We start from the raw sequence: 17,069 nt of genomic DNA on the forward strand, positions 1-17,069 counted from the left end.
GGAAGCCATCGTGCTGCGCGCGAGGCGAGGATGGCCCAGGTCAGGTGAGGGCGTTGATGACTCGGCGGGTTTGCGTGTACGTAGCGTGCGGGTAGAGCGCGACGGCGGGGAGCTCTCTCAGGCGGTCGGGGAGCGCTTCGATGACCACGGCGACGGCGGGCTGGAGGCCTGCGGCGATCCGTAGAGCGAACTCCCGCAGCTGCCCTTCAGCGAGCCCGGTGTCGGCTTCGAGGCGTCGGATGCTGTCGGCGTTGAAAGTGCCGAGAGTGTTCGCGCCGTCGACGGCGATGGCGAGCTCGACGTTGTCGAATACGGCAGGGTCGTGCGCGAGGACTTGCTCTCGCTGCGTGAACGGGAGCGAGGTGTTCAGGTCGTAGAAGGGGGCGAGCACGCTGCGACCGGGCACGTGGGTGAGGGAGTAGTTCTTGGAGTGGCCGTCGTTGTGGCCGATGATCCAGGAGAAGACGTGCAGCTTCGCGAACCGCTCCTTGGCGGTCCTGGCGTCGACGGCGCTGAGGTTGCGGTCGAAGACCGTGAAGATGTCGCGGTAGCCGGGGCCGCCATCGGACTCATACTTTTGAACGTGCGAGGTCCCGGTGGCTTGCGCGAGGTCTTCCTGGTGGAGTCGGCCGATGGCGCCGTTGTTGTCGAAGCGGTCGAAGCGTTCCACGATGAGGACGTGCTCGCCGTCGAACTCGGCGATCACTGATGCGGCCGCATCGATCCCGAGCAGGCGCGCGACCTGCAGGGTGATGTGCTCGGTGACGTCGGAGCCGGGCAGTGGCTGGATGCCTGGTTTGAAGATGTGTGTCGACGGCTGCCGCCCAGACGGCTCGAACCACTGGTCGTTGCGAAGGGCGAGCGCGAACTTTCCCTGAGCGCCGCCGAGGGAGAACCCTTGTTCGACGGCGCGATGCTGTAGCCAGTCGGAGTCGTCTCGACGGATCTGCCGGATCCGGTCGCCGATCTCGTTCTCGGTGAGCGGCGTCAGGTTCTCCTCCTGCCTGGGTGATGTGCCTGCAGGGTAGAACTCGAGCGCGCCGGCGACATCGGCGCCGTAGACGGAGAGCAGATCGAAGGTGCTCTCGCTGGTCAACTTCGCTTCCCGCGCCCAGCGGGAACGGACGTCGGCGCGGTCTGGCAGGAGGTTGCCGAGGAATCGCTTGGTGTCGTCGTTCCCGAACGGGGTGGAGACGACGGGAAGTGTCACGGAGATGGGGACGGGGCTGTCCGATGCGACGTACTCGGGCAGGTAGCGCAACTGCAGGTTCTCGCCTCGCCGGGTGATCGTGCCGACGTAGGCGTCGTAGAGGTACACGTCGAGGGTGCGGATCATTCGATACCTGCGGCATGTGGGTCGGCGCCCGTTTGGGCCTCAGCGGTGGTCGGGGAGCCGGCTTCCACCGCTCGCGGCGGATTGTTGAGGACGGAGCCAGGGATGGTGAGACGCTCGGTGAGTCCGCGGGCGGCTGCGCGGGCGGAGGCAAGTGTTGCGGGATCGAGGTTGGCCTCGATCTGCGTGAGGATGCCAGAGGTGTCGATCTGGGGGAGCGAGCCAGTGATCTGCTTGTTGAGCGCTTCGAGCATCCCCGAGTCGATCAGTGGTGTGATGCGCGTGGTGAGTGCGTCAGCCGCGGCCTGGGCGGCACCCCTCGTGGCGACTGCGACGGGAGCAGTAGTGCGGCGGTCGGTGGTGGCGTCCAGGTGGATGCCGAGGTGATCGATGATGAGCAACACCGTATCGAAGGAGGTGCCACCGTTGCCGCGTTCGAGGCGGGCGAGGGACTGACGAGTGATGCCGACGGCGTCGGCGACATCCTGCTGGGTGAGGTTCCGCTGGGCGCGGGCGTTCTTTACCAGGCGGGCGAGGTCTGATGGTGTCTGCAACTTCACGTCGATCACCCCAATTTATGTTAGAAAAATAGCACCGCAAGTCTTCGGTAGAAAAATCTACCATCGTAGTGGATGTACTGTAAATAGCACATCCCAACGATGTGCCAAAAATGCAACATGTTTGGGCATCGTGCCTGGGCATCGCCTCGCGGAGCCTGGAACACCGACCTCGGTCGCCGCTGCCATGAGGCTTCCCTCGGTCGACGCGATTATGGTTGAGAGGTGGTTCCCGTCAGCGCGATTGGCGCGGCCACGTCTGAGCGCCGGCAGAAGATCCGTGAAGACCGAATCCGGGTTGCGGCGGGGGTCCCCCAGGGGTCCCCGAGCATCCCGTGAACGCCGATGATCGCGTGGCTTCCGTGGATAGCGTGCGTCACGAGTTGCACCAAGCGCTCCGAAAGCAGCCTGATCAAGCCCGGATTGCGCGGAATCTCGCGGAATCCGGACCAGTGAGCTTGCCGGGCCGATTTGGCCCATTTCGACCCTGCTAAGGTGGAGTCCCCTCACGGGGACCGAGGGTTCAAATCCCCCGCTCATCAACCTGCTCGTTTGAAGTCGTCGAGGGGTGAAGAATCCGCGTGTCCGCCAGGGAGGGCGGGGGGCGTATCCCTCGGTCTCCAGGGGGCCATGCGAACGCCTCCACTGCGGCCTCCGTTCCTCCACAACGGCGGATTCGGGCGCGCCGTCCCCAGCCCGTCGGATGTCGCGATCGGAGCGACGTCCTCGTCGGGATGCTGGCCGCATGGGAATCCGCTACTACGCATATGCCTTCGATGCCGACCTTGCTCAGCAGGCGGTCGATGACCCGCACAGCATCCTCTCCAGCGATCCGCTCGCTGACGCGTGGGGCTTGGAGCCGCACGCGAGCGTGAGTATCGCGACGTTCGAGCAGGTCTCGCCGAAGCGCGACATGCTCTATCTCGACAAGGCATGGTCCGCCCTGCAATCCCTCACGTGTCCGACGACCGATGTTCCCGACGCAGGCTCCTGCTACCGGATGTTCGAGGGGGGCGTAACGATGCATGGGCTCGGGTGGGACCCGTGGGTGAGGACGATCCTCCCGGCGGAGATGCCGGCGATTCGGGACGACCTCTGTGCGATCGACGAGGACCAGGTGCGAACGTGGGCGCGCACCTGGCGCAGCCGACACGGAGCCGACGATGACGACGAGCTCCGCTACGTCCTCGACTACCTCACGCGGGCACAGGAGTTCGTCGAGGCGCTCGCGACAGACGGTCGCGGGATGGTCTACCTCATCGGGTGACTCGGTCCGAGCTATCCGCCGCCGCGTCAACGGATGTCGGTGTGTTCCTTCAGAATGGACGCGTGCCCGCCGTCGCCCAGGTTCTCGAGCTCGCCCAGCTTGCGGAGCGCGATGCGGCGTGGAAGCTGCTTCGAGCCGACAGTGCACCCGTGGTCGCCGGTCTTCTCGGCACCCATCTGGGTGGAGACGAGCGCCGCGTCGACGCTGAGGAGCTGTACGAACGGATCGATGCCGACCTCGAGCGGCTCCGTGCGCAGGGGCTGGTCTTGCCGCTGACAGCGAAGGGGTACTGCGGGGAGTGGCGATCGGCCGGTTTTCTGGTGCGTCGGCCGTCATCGGAAGCGCGGGGTGAGACGCTCGAGCTTTCCCCGGATGCGATCGCCGGGATCCGCTTCTTGCAGGGGCGTGCCGCCCCGCGTTCGCGTGTGACCGAGTCTCGGCTTGCGAGTCTTGCGGCGCAGGTCCGTCGCCTCGCGATCGACACCGATCCTGATGTGTCAGCGCGCATCGCACTGCTCGAGGAAGAGATCGAGTCGATCGGGCGGCGGATCGAGAGCCTGCGTTCGGGTGACGAGACCGCGATCGACGAGGACCGGGCGCTCGAGCGCGCTCGCGATGTGTTGGCGCAGGCGGCGGACGTGCCGGACGACTTCGCTCGGGTTCGGGCCGAGTTCGAGACGTTGAATGCGTCCCTGAGGGCGAAGATCGTCGAGTCCGATGTCTCTCAAGCATCGGTCGTCGACGAAGTCTTCCGCGGCATCGACCACATCTCCGACTCCGATGCCGGCCGCAGTTTCGCCGCCTTCTCTCAGCTCGTGCTCGACCCTGCACTCGGGGTCGCGTTCGAGGCCGACATCCGCCGCATCCTCGACCGCGGATTCGCTCGCGACCTCACCTCGGATGAGCGCCGAGCACTGCGCTCCTTCCTCACCACGCTCAAGGGACGAAGCGCCGAGATCCACGATGTCATCACCCTTTTCGCCCGGGCGCTCCGCCGCTACGTACAGTCGCAGGACTACCAGCGCGACCGGGTGCTGAGAACTCTTCTGCGGGAGGCTCAGCACGCGGGGGTGGAAGCCGCCGCGCATACGCGCCCTTGGTATCCGACATCTCTCACGCTGGATCTCTCTGCTGTCGCGCTGTCAAGCGTCGGGGCAATCGACCTTCACGATCCCGCCGAATTCGCCGCCACCGAAGAAGTCGTCACGCAGACGGCATCCCTCGCGAGCATCGAGGAGCTGCGGGCGATTGCTCGCGAGACCGAGATCGACTTCGACGAGCTCACCCGGAACGTCAACGACCTGCTCGCCGAGGTGCCATCGTGCACCGTCGCAGATGTCCTTGCTCGATACCCCGCAACGCAGGGGGCCGGCAGCGTGATCGGACTTCTCTCGATTGCTGCCGAGCAGGGCACCGTTGACGATGAGCCCGAGGTACTCGCTTGGCAGGGCGCCGACGGAGTTCCGCGTGCCGCGATCGTCGCCGCGCACCGATTCACTGGAGCGGTGACATGACCGAACAGACTGCGGATGCCGTTTCCGACGAGCACACTGGCCTCTGGCGTGGCGACGCCGGCGAACTCCCCGATCGCACGCGGCGGGTCTTGCTGCGTCTGGTGCGCGGCCCATACCTTTCCGGCGCGCGCGAGGCACAGCTGTGGGCGGTGCTGCTGACCGACGAGGCTGTCATCCGCTCCCGGCTCGCCGACCTGTTCCTCGAACTGGTCATCGATCGCGACAACGAGTTCGCCTTCGTCCGCAACGCTCCATCCGACGAAGCCCCGAAGGCAGTGCGATCTGAAGCCTTGACGTTCCTCGACACCGCAATGCTGCTCGTCCTTCGCCAGACGCTGCTGAGCGAGGAGGGTCGTGGTCGGGTGATCGTCGGGCAGACCGAGGTGTTCGAGCAGCTCGCCGTGTTCCGCACCCCGGACCGCGATGAGAAGGACTTCGCGAGCCGCGTCAACTCGTCGTGGAACAAGATGCAGAACAAGCTCCGCGTGCTGTACGCCGTTGGCGATGACCGTGCCGAGATCTCGCCCGTGCTCCGACTGCTCGTCGACGCCGACCAGATCCGCGCGATCACATCGGAGTACCACCGGATCGCCCGAGAGGGCGGAGGAGAATCCGTTGCCCCGTCGACGGATGCCGAGGACGAGACAGAATGACGATGCTGAGCTTTCCCACCGACGAGCCGGAAGTCGATCCGACCAGGCCCGGCCAGTGGCGCCTCGCCCAGATCGAACTCGTCAACTGGGGTACGTTCGCTGGCCACGTCGCCGTGGACCTCGCGCGTGCCGGTCACCTTTTCACCGGCGCATCGGGATCAGGCAAGTCGTCGCTCCTCGACGCGATTGCCGCAGTCATCACCCCCGACAAGTGGCTACGCCTCAACGCGGCAGCTCAGGACGGCGCTTCCCGGCAGAGCGATCGGACGCTGATGAGCTACGTGCGTGGGGCATGGAGCAAGGAAGCAGACGAGACCGCCGATCGGGCCACCACGACGTACCTGCGCTCGAAGGCAACCTGGAGCGGTGTCCTGCTGCGCTACGAGAATCTCCGCGACGAACCGGTCGTCCTGCTGCGGGTGTTCCACGCACCCGGCACGCGCACCGAACCGAGCGCGTTGAAGGACGCGCGGATCTTCACCCGCGGTTACGTGAAGCTTCTCGACGTGAAGCCGCACGTCGAAGGCGGAATCGACGCGCGCCGCATGTCGAAGGCCTTCCCCGACGCGTTGATCACCACCGGCGGGAGACACGGACGCTTTCATGAGCGCGTCATCCGTCAGTTCGGCTTCCGTGGAGATGCGACGCTTCAGCTTCTTCACAAGACACAATCAGCGAAGAACCTCGGCACCCTCGACGCGCTGTTCCGCGGGTTCATGCTCGACCAGCCGGGAACCTTCGCGCGGGCCGAGACCGCCGTTGAGCAGTTCACGGAGCTCGATGCCGCGCACAAGCACGTGGTCGACCTGAGGAAGCAGGCTGATGCGCTCCGCAAGGTCGACGAGGCGATCACCTTGTTCGACCTGGCCGGAGCCGAGATGGCGGCGATCTCTGATCTGCACGACGCCGTCGAGCCCTTCACTGCGGGACTCAAGCTTCGGCTCGCGAAGGATGCCGCAGGCCCGGCGCGCGCCGTGCTGGCGCGCGCCGAGAGCGAGCTGAGCGACGCCGTGCGGGAGCAGCGGTTGGCAGGCGAGGCGCTGGAAACCGCGAAGGCGCGGGTCCGGGACGAGGGCGGCGCGCGCGTAGAGCTTCTGCAGGAGCGGATCGACAGTGCGCAGCGTTCCGAGGACATCACTAGGCAGTATCGAGCTCAGCTGACCGCAGAGCTGATGCGCATCGGCGCACCCATGCCCGAAGACCCCGAGCAGTTTGCGGAGCTCCTTGCCGCGGCCGTCACCGAGGTTGCGCGCGACATACCCGCTGTGTCGTATGAGGTGCGTGACGCCGCGAGTCAGGCGCGTAAGGCGCTGGACGAAGTCACCAGGCAGATTCAGGCGCTGAGAGACCACCGGAGCAACCTCGACGAGAAGCTTCTGAGCGCACGACGATTCCTTGCGGACGCTGTCGGTGTGCCGGCATCGACATTCCCCTTTGCCGGCGAGCTGATCTCGGTCGCCGAGCAGCACTCCGCTTGGCGCGGCGCGGCAGAGCGAGTGCTCGCTCCGTTTGCGTCGACGCTCCTCGTGCGGGACGAACATCTTGTCGCCGCACGTCGGGCAGCCGACTCGCGAACACTCGGTGTCCGGCTCGTCGTCGAAGCGGTCCCGCACACCGTCGATGAACCGCGTCGCCCCAAGGATGCCCGCTCACTCGTTCATCGCCTCGCGGTGAGCGATGGGCCCTTCGCGTCCTACGTCCGCAAGCGCATCGCCTCCGAGTTCGACTACGCCTGCGTTTCGCACCCCGACGAGCTTGATGACGTCGAGCGTGGCGTCACGATCGGTGGCCTGGTAAAGCGCAACTCACGCAGGTATGAGAAGGACGATCGTCACGAGGTCGGTGATGCCACTCGATGGGTGCTGGGCGGCGACACCCACGCGCGGCTCGAGGCATTGCTTGAGCGTCGTCGGGAAGCGATGGCGGCGATGGAGGAAGCATCCGCCCGCGACGCCGAGGCCGACTCGTTTCGTCAGGACGCTGTCAGTCGGCGCGACGTCTTCACACGCGTATCGACGTTCAGCTGGGACCAAGTGGACCTCGCATCCGCGATGGCGGTCACCTCGGCCCAGCGCGACGATCTCCGGGTGCTCACCAGCGAGTCGGGGACGCTCCGCGAAGCACAGGGGGCCGCGGAGCGAGCGACCCGGCGACTGGACGAGGCGAACGAGAAACACGCACGGTCGCTCGGAGCCCACGCTGTCGCCCGCAATCACGTCGAGAGCATCGCGGCGCAGGTCGCCGAACTCGAGGCCACCCCATATGCACCGGTCGAGGAGCGGATCGCCGACGCCCTCGAAGGCCGGTTCCGAGCCGAGCGACGCTCCGTGAACCTGGAGACGGTGGACGAAGTCGCGCGAAAGGTGCAGTCGGCACTCTCGAAGGAGAAGGACGCCGCGGCCGGCCGCGCAGCGGATGCTGAGGCCAGCTTCGCCGGGCGCGCCGCCGAGTTTCGGCTCGGGTGGCCCGCTGCATCTGCAGAGTTGACTGCTGACATCCGTGACCGCTACGGCTACCGGGAACTGCGCGAAGGCATCATCGCCCGCGGCCTGCCCGAGAAGGAGTCCGAGTTCCGCAAGCTGTTGCGGGAACGATCGCAGGACGTCGTCGCACACTTGCTCAGCGATCTCCGCGACGCCCCGGGTCTCATCCGTGAGCGAATCCTCCCCGTCAACGCATCTCTGGGGCGGTCCCCGTTCGAGGGAGCGGACCGCTTCCTCGAGATCGATGTGAAGACGACGCGGGCCCAGGAGGTCGACGAGTTCCTCACGGACCTCCGCCGCATCGTTGAAGGCAACTGGGCCGACGAGTCGGCCGCCGGTGCCGAGCAACGATTCGCCGTGCTGCAGCGCGTAATCGGTCGACTCGGATCCAAGGACCGCGTCGACATCGACTGGCGCAACCGGGTGCTCGACACGAGGCTTCACGTGAGCTTCCTCGCGCGGGAGAAGGACGTCGCCGGCCGGGTTGTGCGGGTGTATGACTCCGCAGAGGGCTTGTCGGGTGGTCAGCGGCAGAAGCTCGTCATCTTCTGCCTCGCGGCAGCGCTGCGGTACCAGCTGACTGAAGAAGAGGACGAGGTTCCGAGGTTCGGGTCGATCGTGCTCGATGAGGCGTTCGACAAGGCGGACAGCCGATACACGCGCAACGCGATGGAGGTGTTCCGCGAGTTCGGATTCCACATGGTCCTCGCGACACCGCAGAAGCTGCTGCAGACGCTCGAGCCGTACGTGGGCGCGATCACGTCGGTATCGAACCCCGACCGCGACGCCTCACGGCTGGCGAACGTGGTGTTCTCGGTCGATGAGACTGAGGTCGCCACCCCGCCGCACGCGGAGTCGCGCGCGTGACCAGGCTTGTCACACCATCTGACCTGCGCGCGCGGGCGAAGAAACTCTTCGACCGCGATGCACGCACCTGGGCCGCCGAGCAGCAGACCGATGTGGTGCTCGACGTTCCGTTACGCCCGCCAACGGAGCGGGAGGCGCTGGACGATCTCGATCGGGTTCGACAGTGGGTCGACGCCTGGCGCGGTGTGAGCGAGGATTCGGGTATCGAGCTCGAGTGGGTCGTCCGCCATTGGTCACGCATCGGGTCGCAGGAAGTCCCCGTACGCGCGGTGCTGCGCGGTACGGATTCGATCGCTCGAGCGGCGGGCGAGGCGGATGCTTGGCGACTTCTGGTGGCGCGACTTGACGAGTTGCGGGGCCTGGCAGGCTCCGATGTCGGCGGCGTGCTCCGCGCCCATGGCCGCGCGATCGCCGATCTCGATGGCGCCGATTTCCACAGGCTCGTCCATGTGCTGGCCTGGTTGCGCGAAAACCCGGAATCGGGCCGCCTGGTGCGGGAACTGCCGATCCGCGGCATCCACACCAAATGGATCGAATCTCGCCGCGGACTCGTGGAAGCGTTGCATCGGGCGGGAACCGGAGCGCCCGAACTGGGCCTTCGCGAGCCGTCACCGCTCATACGGATCCGTGCTCTCGATCCGTCGCTCTCGTTCCAGGGGCTCACCGATCTGTCGGCGCCCGTCGACGACCTTGCGGCGAGCACGATCCGACCCGAGCGCGTGTTCGTATTCGAGAACCTCGCCACCCTGCTCGCGATGCCCGATGTGCCCCGAGCCGTAGCAGTGCATGGTGGCGGTCACCGCGTCGATCTCGTCGCCCGCCTCCCGTGGGCGCAGACGGTCACCTACTGGGGCGATCTCGATTCGCACGGATTCGCCATACTCAACCGACTTCGATCCAAGGGAGTGGACGCAACGTCGGCATTGATGGATATGGATACTCTGTTCGATCACCGTGATCTGTGGGGGATCGATCCCGATCCCAACGTCGGCGTGTTCGAGCTGCTCACGCCTGATGAGCGCGCGACTCTCCAGGCGATGAGCGCGGAGGGCAACATACGCCTCGAGCAGGAGCGCATTCCGTGGAGCTTCGCGCTCGCGCGGCTCGGGGTGTGTTGACGACGCATCTGATCGTTGCCCCAGCACGCGCCTATCGACCTGTCGGTGACGCGTGGTACCGTAATCGCAACAAACGCAATCTCCTGCGTTTACGTGTATTGGGGTGATTTCTGTGTCTCGCGCTGCAGTTGTTGAAGAGACGTACCTTCCCAGCAGTGGAGTCGAGCTTGCCCCGGTGCTTGACTTCCTCGCCGCCCATGAGGCCGCCGGCCGGGCTCTTCCCGAACCAAGGTACTTCCTTGCCGGGGCGCGTCCAGGTGACCAGGTCGAGCTTCCGGAAGAGGTCTACCTCGCACTCCGCAAGATCGTGGACGCAATGCAGAGCGGGCTGGCCGTGTCAGTTGTACCCCAGACAACACGGCTCACCACCCAGCAGGCAGCGGATCTCCTGAACGTGAGCCGCCCGACCATCGTGAAGCTCCTCGACGAGGGCGAGATCCCGTTCGAGAAGGCGGGAACGCACCGACGCATACTCCTCGCGGATCTGCTCGACTATCGGGAGCGCCGGCGGGAGCGGCAGTACGACATCCTCGCCGCCACACGCGACTCCGTCGGCGAAGACAACATCGAGCAGACGCTCGAGCACCTCAAGGCGGCGCGGAAGGCGGTCGCGGCGAGGCGGGCTGCCCGACTCTGACCTCGCAGGCTGACAGGATGGGGGCGTGTTCACGGCGACTCGCCGCGATGCGGCGAGAGTTCGCCGACGCGGAGGCCGAAGGCTGGGAGCCGCTCGAGGGCACGTTCGGGGTTCCCGATCCGGACGACGAGCATGTGGTCGCCGCGGCCGTCATCGCGGGAGCCGGAGCGATCGTCACCGAGAACCTGAAGGACTTCCCTCCAGGCAAGATTCGCCGGGCATTCAGGTGCTCAGCGCCAGGGATTTCGCGAAGAACACTGTCGCGCTCAACCCAAGGCATGCGCTCGCCGCGGTGCAGGAGATCGCGATTCGTTCCGGCCGCTACGGTGCAGCGCTCACCGTCGAGGAGATTCTCGACACCTTGCGAGATCGATACGGCATGATCGAGGCCGTCGAGATGATGGTCGAAGCTGCATCCGCGTAGTCTCCAGATCGCGCGACAGAAGGGCGGTGCAGCCACCTGATCTCGCGCCGAATACCCGCCACGTTTCTGCCACGAATCGAACCCGGCTCACCTGATCGAGGAGGATGTCCGCCACGTCAGAAACCGCGGAATCATGCGGTTTCGACCCGTCTCGGTTGCCGTCGGCGCGATTTCACATCCCTCCGTCTCACCTCCGTCTCCGCCATTCGTCTCCGCCATTGTCTCCGCCGTTCTTGTCCAGCTCTGGGGCCTTCTTCTGCGGCGCTGCCGCCGGTCCACGGCGGGAGCGTCCGGGCGCGGACTCTTCGATCGTGGTGTCGCGTGGGAGCGCGTCGTCACTTGCTGTCACACTGTTGCCCCTCTCGCGCACGGATCTAGCCTGATAACACCGCGCGCGCCCGCCGCGGGTCGTCTATCCCGAGGAGTTGCCATGACCGTGCTGTCTGAAGTGCTCGAAGCGAACGGCCGCTACGCCGACGCTTTCGGAGACAAAGGCGAGCTCGCCCTGCCGCCTGCGCGGGGTTTCGCAATCCTGACGTGCATGGACGCGAGGCTCGACCCTGCGAAGTTCGCCGGCCTCAGCGAGGGCGACGCGCACGTCATCCGCAACGCCGGGGGGCGTGCTTCCGACGACGCGATCCGATCGCTCGTGATCTCGTACAAGCTTCTCGGCACGCGCGAGTGGTTCGTCATCCATCACACCGACTGCGGCATGGAGTTCTTCACCGACGAGGTCATGCGCGGGCTTCTGGCCAGCAGCCTCGAGACGGCTGTGCTCGGTGAGAAGGGGTTCTACGACGTCGGTGAGGGACCGGGCTCGTCCGAGGCGAAGTACATCGACTGGCTGACGATCTCGGATCAGGCGGCCAGTGTGACCGAGGACGTCACGCGCATCAAGGCGCACCCCTTGGTCCCTGCGCGCATCGCGGTCTACGGCTACATCTACGACGTCAAGACCGGACGCCTCACCGAAGTGCCCGACGCGACCGCCGCAGGGCGCGCCACGGCATGAGCTCGGCGCTCCCGCCCTGTTGCGGATTGCGGGTAGCGTGAGAGGTAACCACGTGACACGGGGTGCCCCGCGGGGCTGAGATCACACCCGTCGAACCTGATCTAGTTCGTACTAGCGAAGGGATGTCGCGCATGACGCGCACGCCAGGAAACCTGCTCGATTTCACCTGCTCCGCCCTGGACGGGGTGCGCGCACACGTGCCGCTCGTGCAGTGCATCACCAACAGCGTGGTGGTCAACGTCACAGCCAACGCCCTCCTCGCGCTCGGCGCGTCGGCGGCGATGGTCGACATCCGGGGGGAGGCGGGCCCGTTCGCGGGAGTCGCCTCCGGACTCCTCGTCAATCTCGGCACGCCGACGCTCGAGCAGCGGGAGGCGATGCTCGAGGCGGTCACCGCCGCCAATGCGGCCGGCACGCCGTGGGTGCTCGACCCGGTCGCGGTCGGCTCGCTGCCGGTGCGCACGCCGCTCGGCCACACCCTGCGAGATCTGCGCCCGACCGTGGTGCGCGGGAACGCCTCCGAGATCATCGCCGTGACCGGCTCCGGAGCGGGCGGGCGCGGTGTGGACGCCTCCGACGGGGTGGATGCCGCCGTGTCGTCGGCGCGGTCGCTGGCGGAGCGCACCGGGGGAGTGGTCGCGATCTCCGGGCCGGTGGACGTCGTCACCGATGGGCGCGACCTCGTGCGGATCGCCAACGGCGACGCGCTGCTGACGAAGATCACCGGCGGTGGGTGTGCGCTGGGCGCGGTGATGGCGGCGTTCGCTGCGGTCGACGACGACCGGTTCGCGACCACCGTCGCCGCGATCACCGTGTACACGGTCGCCGCGGAGCTCGCCGCCGCACGCGCCGCGGGGCCGGGGAGCTTCCAGGCGGCGTTCCTCGACGCTCTCGCCACGGTCGACGGCGACGCCCTGCGCAGCAGGGCGGCGTTGACGTGAGCATCGACCTGTCGCTCTATCTCGTGACCGACTCGCGCCTCGCCGAGGCGGCCGGCCACGATCTCGTCGAGCTCGTGCGCGCAGCCGCGGAGGGCGGTGTGACGGCGGTTCAGGTGCGGGACAAGGACGCTTCCGTCCGGGAGTTCCTGGACACCGTGCTGCGGATCTCCGATGCGCTCCCCGCCGGGGTCGCGCTGCTGGTCAACGACCGGGTCGACGTGTTCCTCGCCGCTCGTGCCGCCGGGGCCCGCGTCGAGGGCGTGCACGTCGGCCAGTCCGACCTCCCCGCGCATGCGGTGCGCGAGCTGATCGGCGCGGAGGCCGTGCTCGGGCTGAGCGCATCCACGCCGGAGCAGCTCCGTCTCGCGGCGGCGGGGCCCGCCCGGGTCGACTACGTCGGCATCGGAGCCGTGCACGCGACGACGACGAAGAAGGATGCGCCCGAACCCCTCGGCCTGGGCCGATTCGCCCGGCTCGTCGCGGCGAGCCCCCTGCCCGCGGTCGGCATCGGCGGGGTCACGAGCGCCGATCTGCCCGAGATGCGGTCGGCGGGCGCCGCCGGAGCCGCCGTCGTCTCGGCGATCTGCTCCGCCCCCGATCCCGCGACCGCCGCCCGCGAGCTGCGCGCGGCCTGGGGAGCGGCATCGTGACGGCGCCCCGGCGGATGCCGCGGGTGCTGAGCATCGCGGGAACCGACCCGACCGGCGGCGCCGGCATCCAGGCGGACCTGAAGAGCATCGCCGCCAACGGCGGGTACGGCATGGCGGTCGTCACCGCCCTCGTCGCCCAGAACACGCTCGGCGTCCGCTCCGTGCACGTGCCGCCGGTGGCGTTCCTCGCCGAGCAGCTGGACGCCGTCTCGGACGACGTGACGATCGACGCGGTCAAGATCGGGATGCTCGCCAACGCGGAGGTCATCCAGACCGTGGGGGATTGGCTCGATCGCACGCTCCCGCCGGTCGTCGTGATCGACCCGGTGATGGTCGCCACCAGCGGCGACCGCCTCCTCGACGAGGAGGCCGAGCACACGCTGCGCGCTCTGGTCTCCCGCGCCGATCTGCTCACTCCGAACGTCCCCGAACTGGCCATCCTCGCCGACGAGCCCGCCGCGACGGACTGGGCGGCGGTCGTGGCTCAGGCGAGCCGCGTCTCCGCGCGATACGGCGTGCGCGTCCTCGCGAAGGGCGGGCACCTCGCCGGAGCAGCACTGCCCGACGCGCTCGTCGACGCGAACGGTGACACGGTCGAGGTCGTCGAATTCCCCGGCATCCGCATCGACACGACGAACACGCACGGCACGGGATGCTCGCTGTCCTCCGCCCTGGCCACCCGTTTTGCGCGCTCGCGGGACTGGAGCGGAGCCCTCCGGGAGTCCAAGCGGTGGCTGGCCGAGAGCATCCGTCATGGCGCCGAGCTGGAGGTCGGTGCCGGACACGGTCCGGTCAGCCACTTCGCGGGGCTCTGGGAGCGCGGCGGCGTCGCCACCGACCCCACCCCGGCCGAGGTCGAGGCCGAATGGTGGGAGAGCACCCGCGAGATCCGGCGACGCATCGACGAGCTGCCGTTCGTCCGGGGCCTGGGGGACGGCACCCTCGACCGGCAGGCGTTCCTCAGGTACCTGGGGCAGGACGCACTCTACCTGCGCGACTACTCCCGAGCGCTCGCCGAAGCCAGCCGTCTCGCCCCGACACCCGAAGAGCAGGCGTTCTGGGCCGGAGCGGCGCAGTCGGCGATCGCGGCAGAGCTGCAACTGCACGAGAGCCAGCTTGCGCCCGGCACACTCGAGGACGTTCGACCCAGCGAGACCACGACGGCCTATCTGAACCATCTGCTCGCGTGCGCCGGCCGAGGGGACTATGCGGTGCTGATCGCCGCGCTGCTGCCGTGCTTCTGGCTCTACCAGGACGTCGGAGCCCGGCTGCATCCGCTCTCACATGCCGAGCATCCGTACCGGTCCTGGCTCGACACCTACGCCGACGACGCCTTCGAGGCCTCGACCCGCCGCGCGATCGACATCGTCACGCGAGCCGCGGCGGGAGCGCGGGAGGCGACGCGCGTCGCCATGCGCGAGGCGTTCCGCGTCTCCTCCGATCACGAGCATGCGTTCTTCGCCGTCGCCATCGCCCCGGCATCCTCATACGGGTCCGGTGCTGGCGCGTGCGATGAAGTCGGGGATGCTGTGCAGTTCGGTGGAGGGGGGCGCTCCGCGGAGGATGTCGAGCAGCGCGCGGGCTGACTGCGCGCCGTAGCTCAGGACATCCCGCCGCATCGCGGAGAGGCTGGGACTCATCCTCTGGCAGAGCAGCGAATCGTCCCACACCATGAGGGAGATGTCCCGCGGCACCTCGAGTCCCCGATCCACGAGCGTGGACAGGACGGTGATCCCGACGAGGTCGTTGTCGCACAGGATGACGGTCGGTCGCACCCGCTGATCGAGCAGCCGGTGGGTGAGGGATGCCGCGGAGCCCGGTGTCGCTCCGAGCTCGAGGATCGTCGGGTCCGGCAGGCCGGCGTCGCGGAGGGCCGCGAGCATCGCCGCGGTGCGGTTGTGGCTGTGCAGGAGCGTCGCGGGCTCCGTGATCCGGGCGAAGTGCCGGTGGCCGAGCGAGGCCAAGTGGGCCACGGCATCCCGCATGCCCGTGTCGTCGTCGGTCCACACGGACGTGACCGAGGCGCTGTCGACGGGGCCGCCCGCGACCACCGTGGGCAGTCCCAGCTCCTCGACGAGGCGGATCCTGGGATCGTCGGTCCGCGGGTCCAGGAGCAGGACGCCGTCCACCGCCCTCCGGGCCCACCATTTCTCGAGCGTCGACATCTCGGTGTCGACATCGGGCACGACCTGCAGCGTGAGGGAGTGGCCCTCGCCCGACAGCACTTCGCTCACCCCCGCGGTGAAGGAGCCGAAGAACGGCTCGGTCGCCACGACCTCGGCCGAACGCCCGATCACCAGGCCGATCGTCTCGGTGCGCGTCGACGACAGCCGCCGCGCCGCGTCGTGCGGGGACCAGCCGAGGCGGGCCGCCACCGCGAGGATCCGGCCCCGGGTCTGCGTGGAGACCCCGGGGCGATTGTTGAGGGCATACGACACGGCCGCCGTCGATAGGCCCGCCTCGCGTGCGATGTCGCCGATGCGCGGGCGTTCTGCGCGATTCAGCGTTGAATCTTAATCGGTCAAGTGCTTCGGTGGAAGATCAGACGATCACGGTGGAGCCGAGCGCGAGCGGCCGCTGCGGCGTCGGGGTTGCGAACGTCGGCTACGCGCGGGACCCGGTGTCCGGGTCGTTCCGGGCGGTCCACGCCGCTCCCAGCGTGAACTGGCTGGAGGCGCCGAAGTAGCGCATGGCCTCGTCGATGCGGCGCCGGCCGGTGCGTGGACTGAGCCCGAGTGTCTGCGCGGCGGCCTCCACGGTCATGCCGCGGCTGAGGAGTCGCAGCATCGGGTCCCAGGCGTGCTCGTCGGTGCGGACGGGGCGCGACTGCGTCCAGAGCGACTCGAACGCCCAGTGCAGCACGGTGGCGAGGGCGCTCGTGCGTGCGCCGACGACGGTGGTCGGGTCGGGATCGCCCCAGATCTGGGGGAGGGCGACGATGTCGTCGTCGATGATCCAGAAGAAGCTCGGCGGGCGCGGATGCACGCGGATGAGCGTGCCGGTGGCGAGCTCGTTGTCGATGTGCCACTGGTTCTCGGGCGCCCGGGCATCTTCATCTGACAGGATGACGCGGACCCGGTGCTCGTCGCCGGCCCGTGCCGCCCAGAAGGTCTCGGCGTACTCCAGGCCCGCCGCCCGCAGCACGCCCGTCGCGGGGATGCAGAGGTCCGCCGATCGCGGCGCGTTGCGCGAGGACTGCAGCCGCCACATGTCCGCCAGCGCCCACGGCCCTTCGATGACGTCCAGGGGCAGGGAGGGCGATTCTCTGCCGTTCGTCCAACTGCTGAGAAGCTCGGGCAGGTCGGCGATGAGCTCCTTCGAGCGCTGCACCGACTCCTGCAGCGATCGCACCCCCTCGTCCAGGGTGTGCTGGAGGGCGTCCGCCGCCGCGAAGTCCGGGCGTCGGTAGACGAGCTCATCGCCGATGACGTTCAGCAGCCGCATCTCGGCCAGCTGCTCGAGCGGGCCGTGAAGTTCTGCGGCGGCGACGCCGAGCACGGCCGCGAGGTCGGCGGGGGTGGTCGGCCGTTCCCGCAGAGCCGCTGCGAGCACGTCGAGCCAGCTCACGTTCGCTGTCGATTCGAAATCCACGCACGTCTCCTGGCCGTCTTGT

At 67.9% G+C, this 17,069-nt stretch carries 15 protein-coding genes and 1 riboswitch; of the genes, 11 read left to right on the forward strand and 4 right to left on the reverse strand.

Annotation, left to right across the window (positions count from 1 at the left end):
- Positions 1–40: 40 nt before the first annotated feature.
- Both RYJ27_RS01560 and RYJ27_RS01565 read right to left on the reverse strand, forming a co-directional pair.
- Positions 41–1,336 (reverse strand): HipA domain-containing protein, encoded by a 1,296-nt coding sequence (locus tag RYJ27_RS01560; RefSeq protein WP_330171045.1) that lies wholly within the window; start codon positions 1,334–1,336, stop codon positions 41–43.
- Positions 1,333–1,902: a helix-turn-helix transcriptional regulator gene (locus RYJ27_RS01565; protein ID WP_330171046.1), complete on the reverse strand. Its 570-nt coding sequence runs from the start codon at positions 1,900–1,902 to the stop codon at positions 1,333–1,335. The genes RYJ27_RS01560 and RYJ27_RS01565 overlap by 4 nt, the downstream gene beginning before the upstream one ends.
- A gap of 733 nt (positions 1,903–2,635) precedes the next feature.
- Here RYJ27_RS01565 and RYJ27_RS01570 point away from each other — a divergent pair.
- The 11 genes from RYJ27_RS01570 (at position 2,636) to RYJ27_RS01620 (ending at position 15,042) form a co-directional block, all read left to right on the forward strand.
- Positions 2,636–3,157 (forward strand): DUF1877 family protein, encoded by a 522-nt coding sequence (locus tag RYJ27_RS01570; protein ID WP_330171047.1) that lies wholly within the window; start codon positions 2,636–2,638, stop codon positions 3,155–3,157.
- A gap of 62 nt (positions 3,158–3,219) precedes the next feature.
- The gene (locus RYJ27_RS01575; protein ID WP_330171048.1) at positions 3,220–4,671 is read left to right on the forward strand and encodes a DUF3375 domain-containing protein; all 1,452 of its coding nucleotides are present in this window, start codon (positions 3,220–3,222) and stop codon (positions 4,669–4,671) included.
- Entirely contained in the window at positions 4,668–5,324 is a 657-nt protein-coding gene (locus RYJ27_RS01580) for a DUF4194 domain-containing protein (protein WP_330171049.1), read from the forward strand. The genes RYJ27_RS01575 and RYJ27_RS01580 overlap by 4 nt, the downstream gene beginning before the upstream one ends.
- Positions 5,321–8,674, forward strand: a complete 3,354-nt coding sequence (locus RYJ27_RS01585) for an ATP-binding protein (RefSeq protein ID WP_330171050.1) — start codon at positions 5,321–5,323, stop codon at positions 8,672–8,674. Before RYJ27_RS01580 ends, RYJ27_RS01585 begins: the two co-directional genes overlap by 4 nt.
- Positions 8,671–9,792 (forward strand): DUF3322 domain-containing protein, encoded by a 1,122-nt coding sequence (locus RYJ27_RS01590; protein ID WP_330171051.1) that lies wholly within the window; start codon positions 8,671–8,673, stop codon positions 9,790–9,792. The genes RYJ27_RS01585 and RYJ27_RS01590 overlap by 4 nt, the downstream gene beginning before the upstream one ends.
- A gap of 175 nt (positions 9,793–9,967) precedes the next feature.
- Positions 9,968–10,429 (forward strand): helix-turn-helix domain-containing protein, encoded by a 462-nt coding sequence (locus RYJ27_RS01595; RefSeq protein WP_330171052.1) that lies wholly within the window; start codon positions 9,968–9,970, stop codon positions 10,427–10,429.
- Positions 10,430–10,655: 226 nt separating this feature from the next.
- Positions 10,656–10,853, forward strand: coding sequence for a hypothetical protein (locus RYJ27_RS01600; protein WP_330171053.1), 198 nt, complete (start codon positions 10,656–10,658; stop codon positions 10,851–10,853).
- Positions 10,854–11,283: 430 nt separating this feature from the next.
- Positions 11,284–11,865, forward strand: coding sequence for a carbonic anhydrase (locus RYJ27_RS01605; protein WP_330171054.1), 582 nt, complete (start codon positions 11,284–11,286; stop codon positions 11,863–11,865).
- Positions 11,866–11,913: 48 nt separating this feature from the next.
- Positions 11,914–12,005, forward strand: a riboswitch (TPP riboswitch).
- Positions 11,997–12,806 carry a hydroxyethylthiazole kinase gene (gene thiM / locus RYJ27_RS01610; RefSeq protein WP_330171055.1) on the forward strand — a complete coding sequence of 270 codons (810 nt, stop codon included), beginning with the start codon at positions 11,997–11,999 and terminating at the stop codon, positions 12,804–12,806. It overlaps the preceding riboswitch by 9 nt.
- Complete coding sequence (gene thiE / locus RYJ27_RS01615; RefSeq protein WP_330171056.1) at positions 12,803–13,456, forward strand: thiamine phosphate synthase; 654 nt, start codon at positions 12,803–12,805, stop codon at positions 13,454–13,456. Before thiM ends, thiE begins: the two co-directional genes overlap by 4 nt.
- Complete coding sequence (locus tag RYJ27_RS01620) at positions 13,453–15,042, forward strand: bifunctional hydroxymethylpyrimidine kinase/phosphomethylpyrimidine kinase (protein ID WP_330171057.1); 1,590 nt, start codon at positions 13,453–13,455, stop codon at positions 15,040–15,042. Before thiE ends, RYJ27_RS01620 begins: the two co-directional genes overlap by 4 nt.
- Here the strand turns inward: RYJ27_RS01620 and RYJ27_RS01625 are convergent.
- Together RYJ27_RS01625 and RYJ27_RS01630 are read right to left on the reverse strand one after the other, a co-directional pair.
- Positions 14,941–15,960 (reverse strand): LacI family DNA-binding transcriptional regulator, encoded by a 1,020-nt coding sequence (locus RYJ27_RS01625; protein ID WP_330171948.1) that lies wholly within the window; start codon positions 15,958–15,960, stop codon positions 14,941–14,943. The genes RYJ27_RS01620 and RYJ27_RS01625 overlap by 102 nt on opposite strands.
- 100 nt (positions 15,961–16,060) lie before the next feature.
- Positions 16,061–17,023, reverse strand: coding sequence for a hypothetical protein (locus RYJ27_RS01630; RefSeq protein ID WP_330171058.1), 963 nt, complete (start codon positions 17,021–17,023; stop codon positions 16,061–16,063).
- Positions 17,024–17,069 lie beyond the last annotated feature (46 nt).

It is taken from the genome of Microbacterium limosum, from assembly GCF_036324365.1.
GTDB lineage: Bacteria > Actinomycetota > Actinomycetes > Actinomycetales > Microbacteriaceae > Microbacterium > Microbacterium limosum.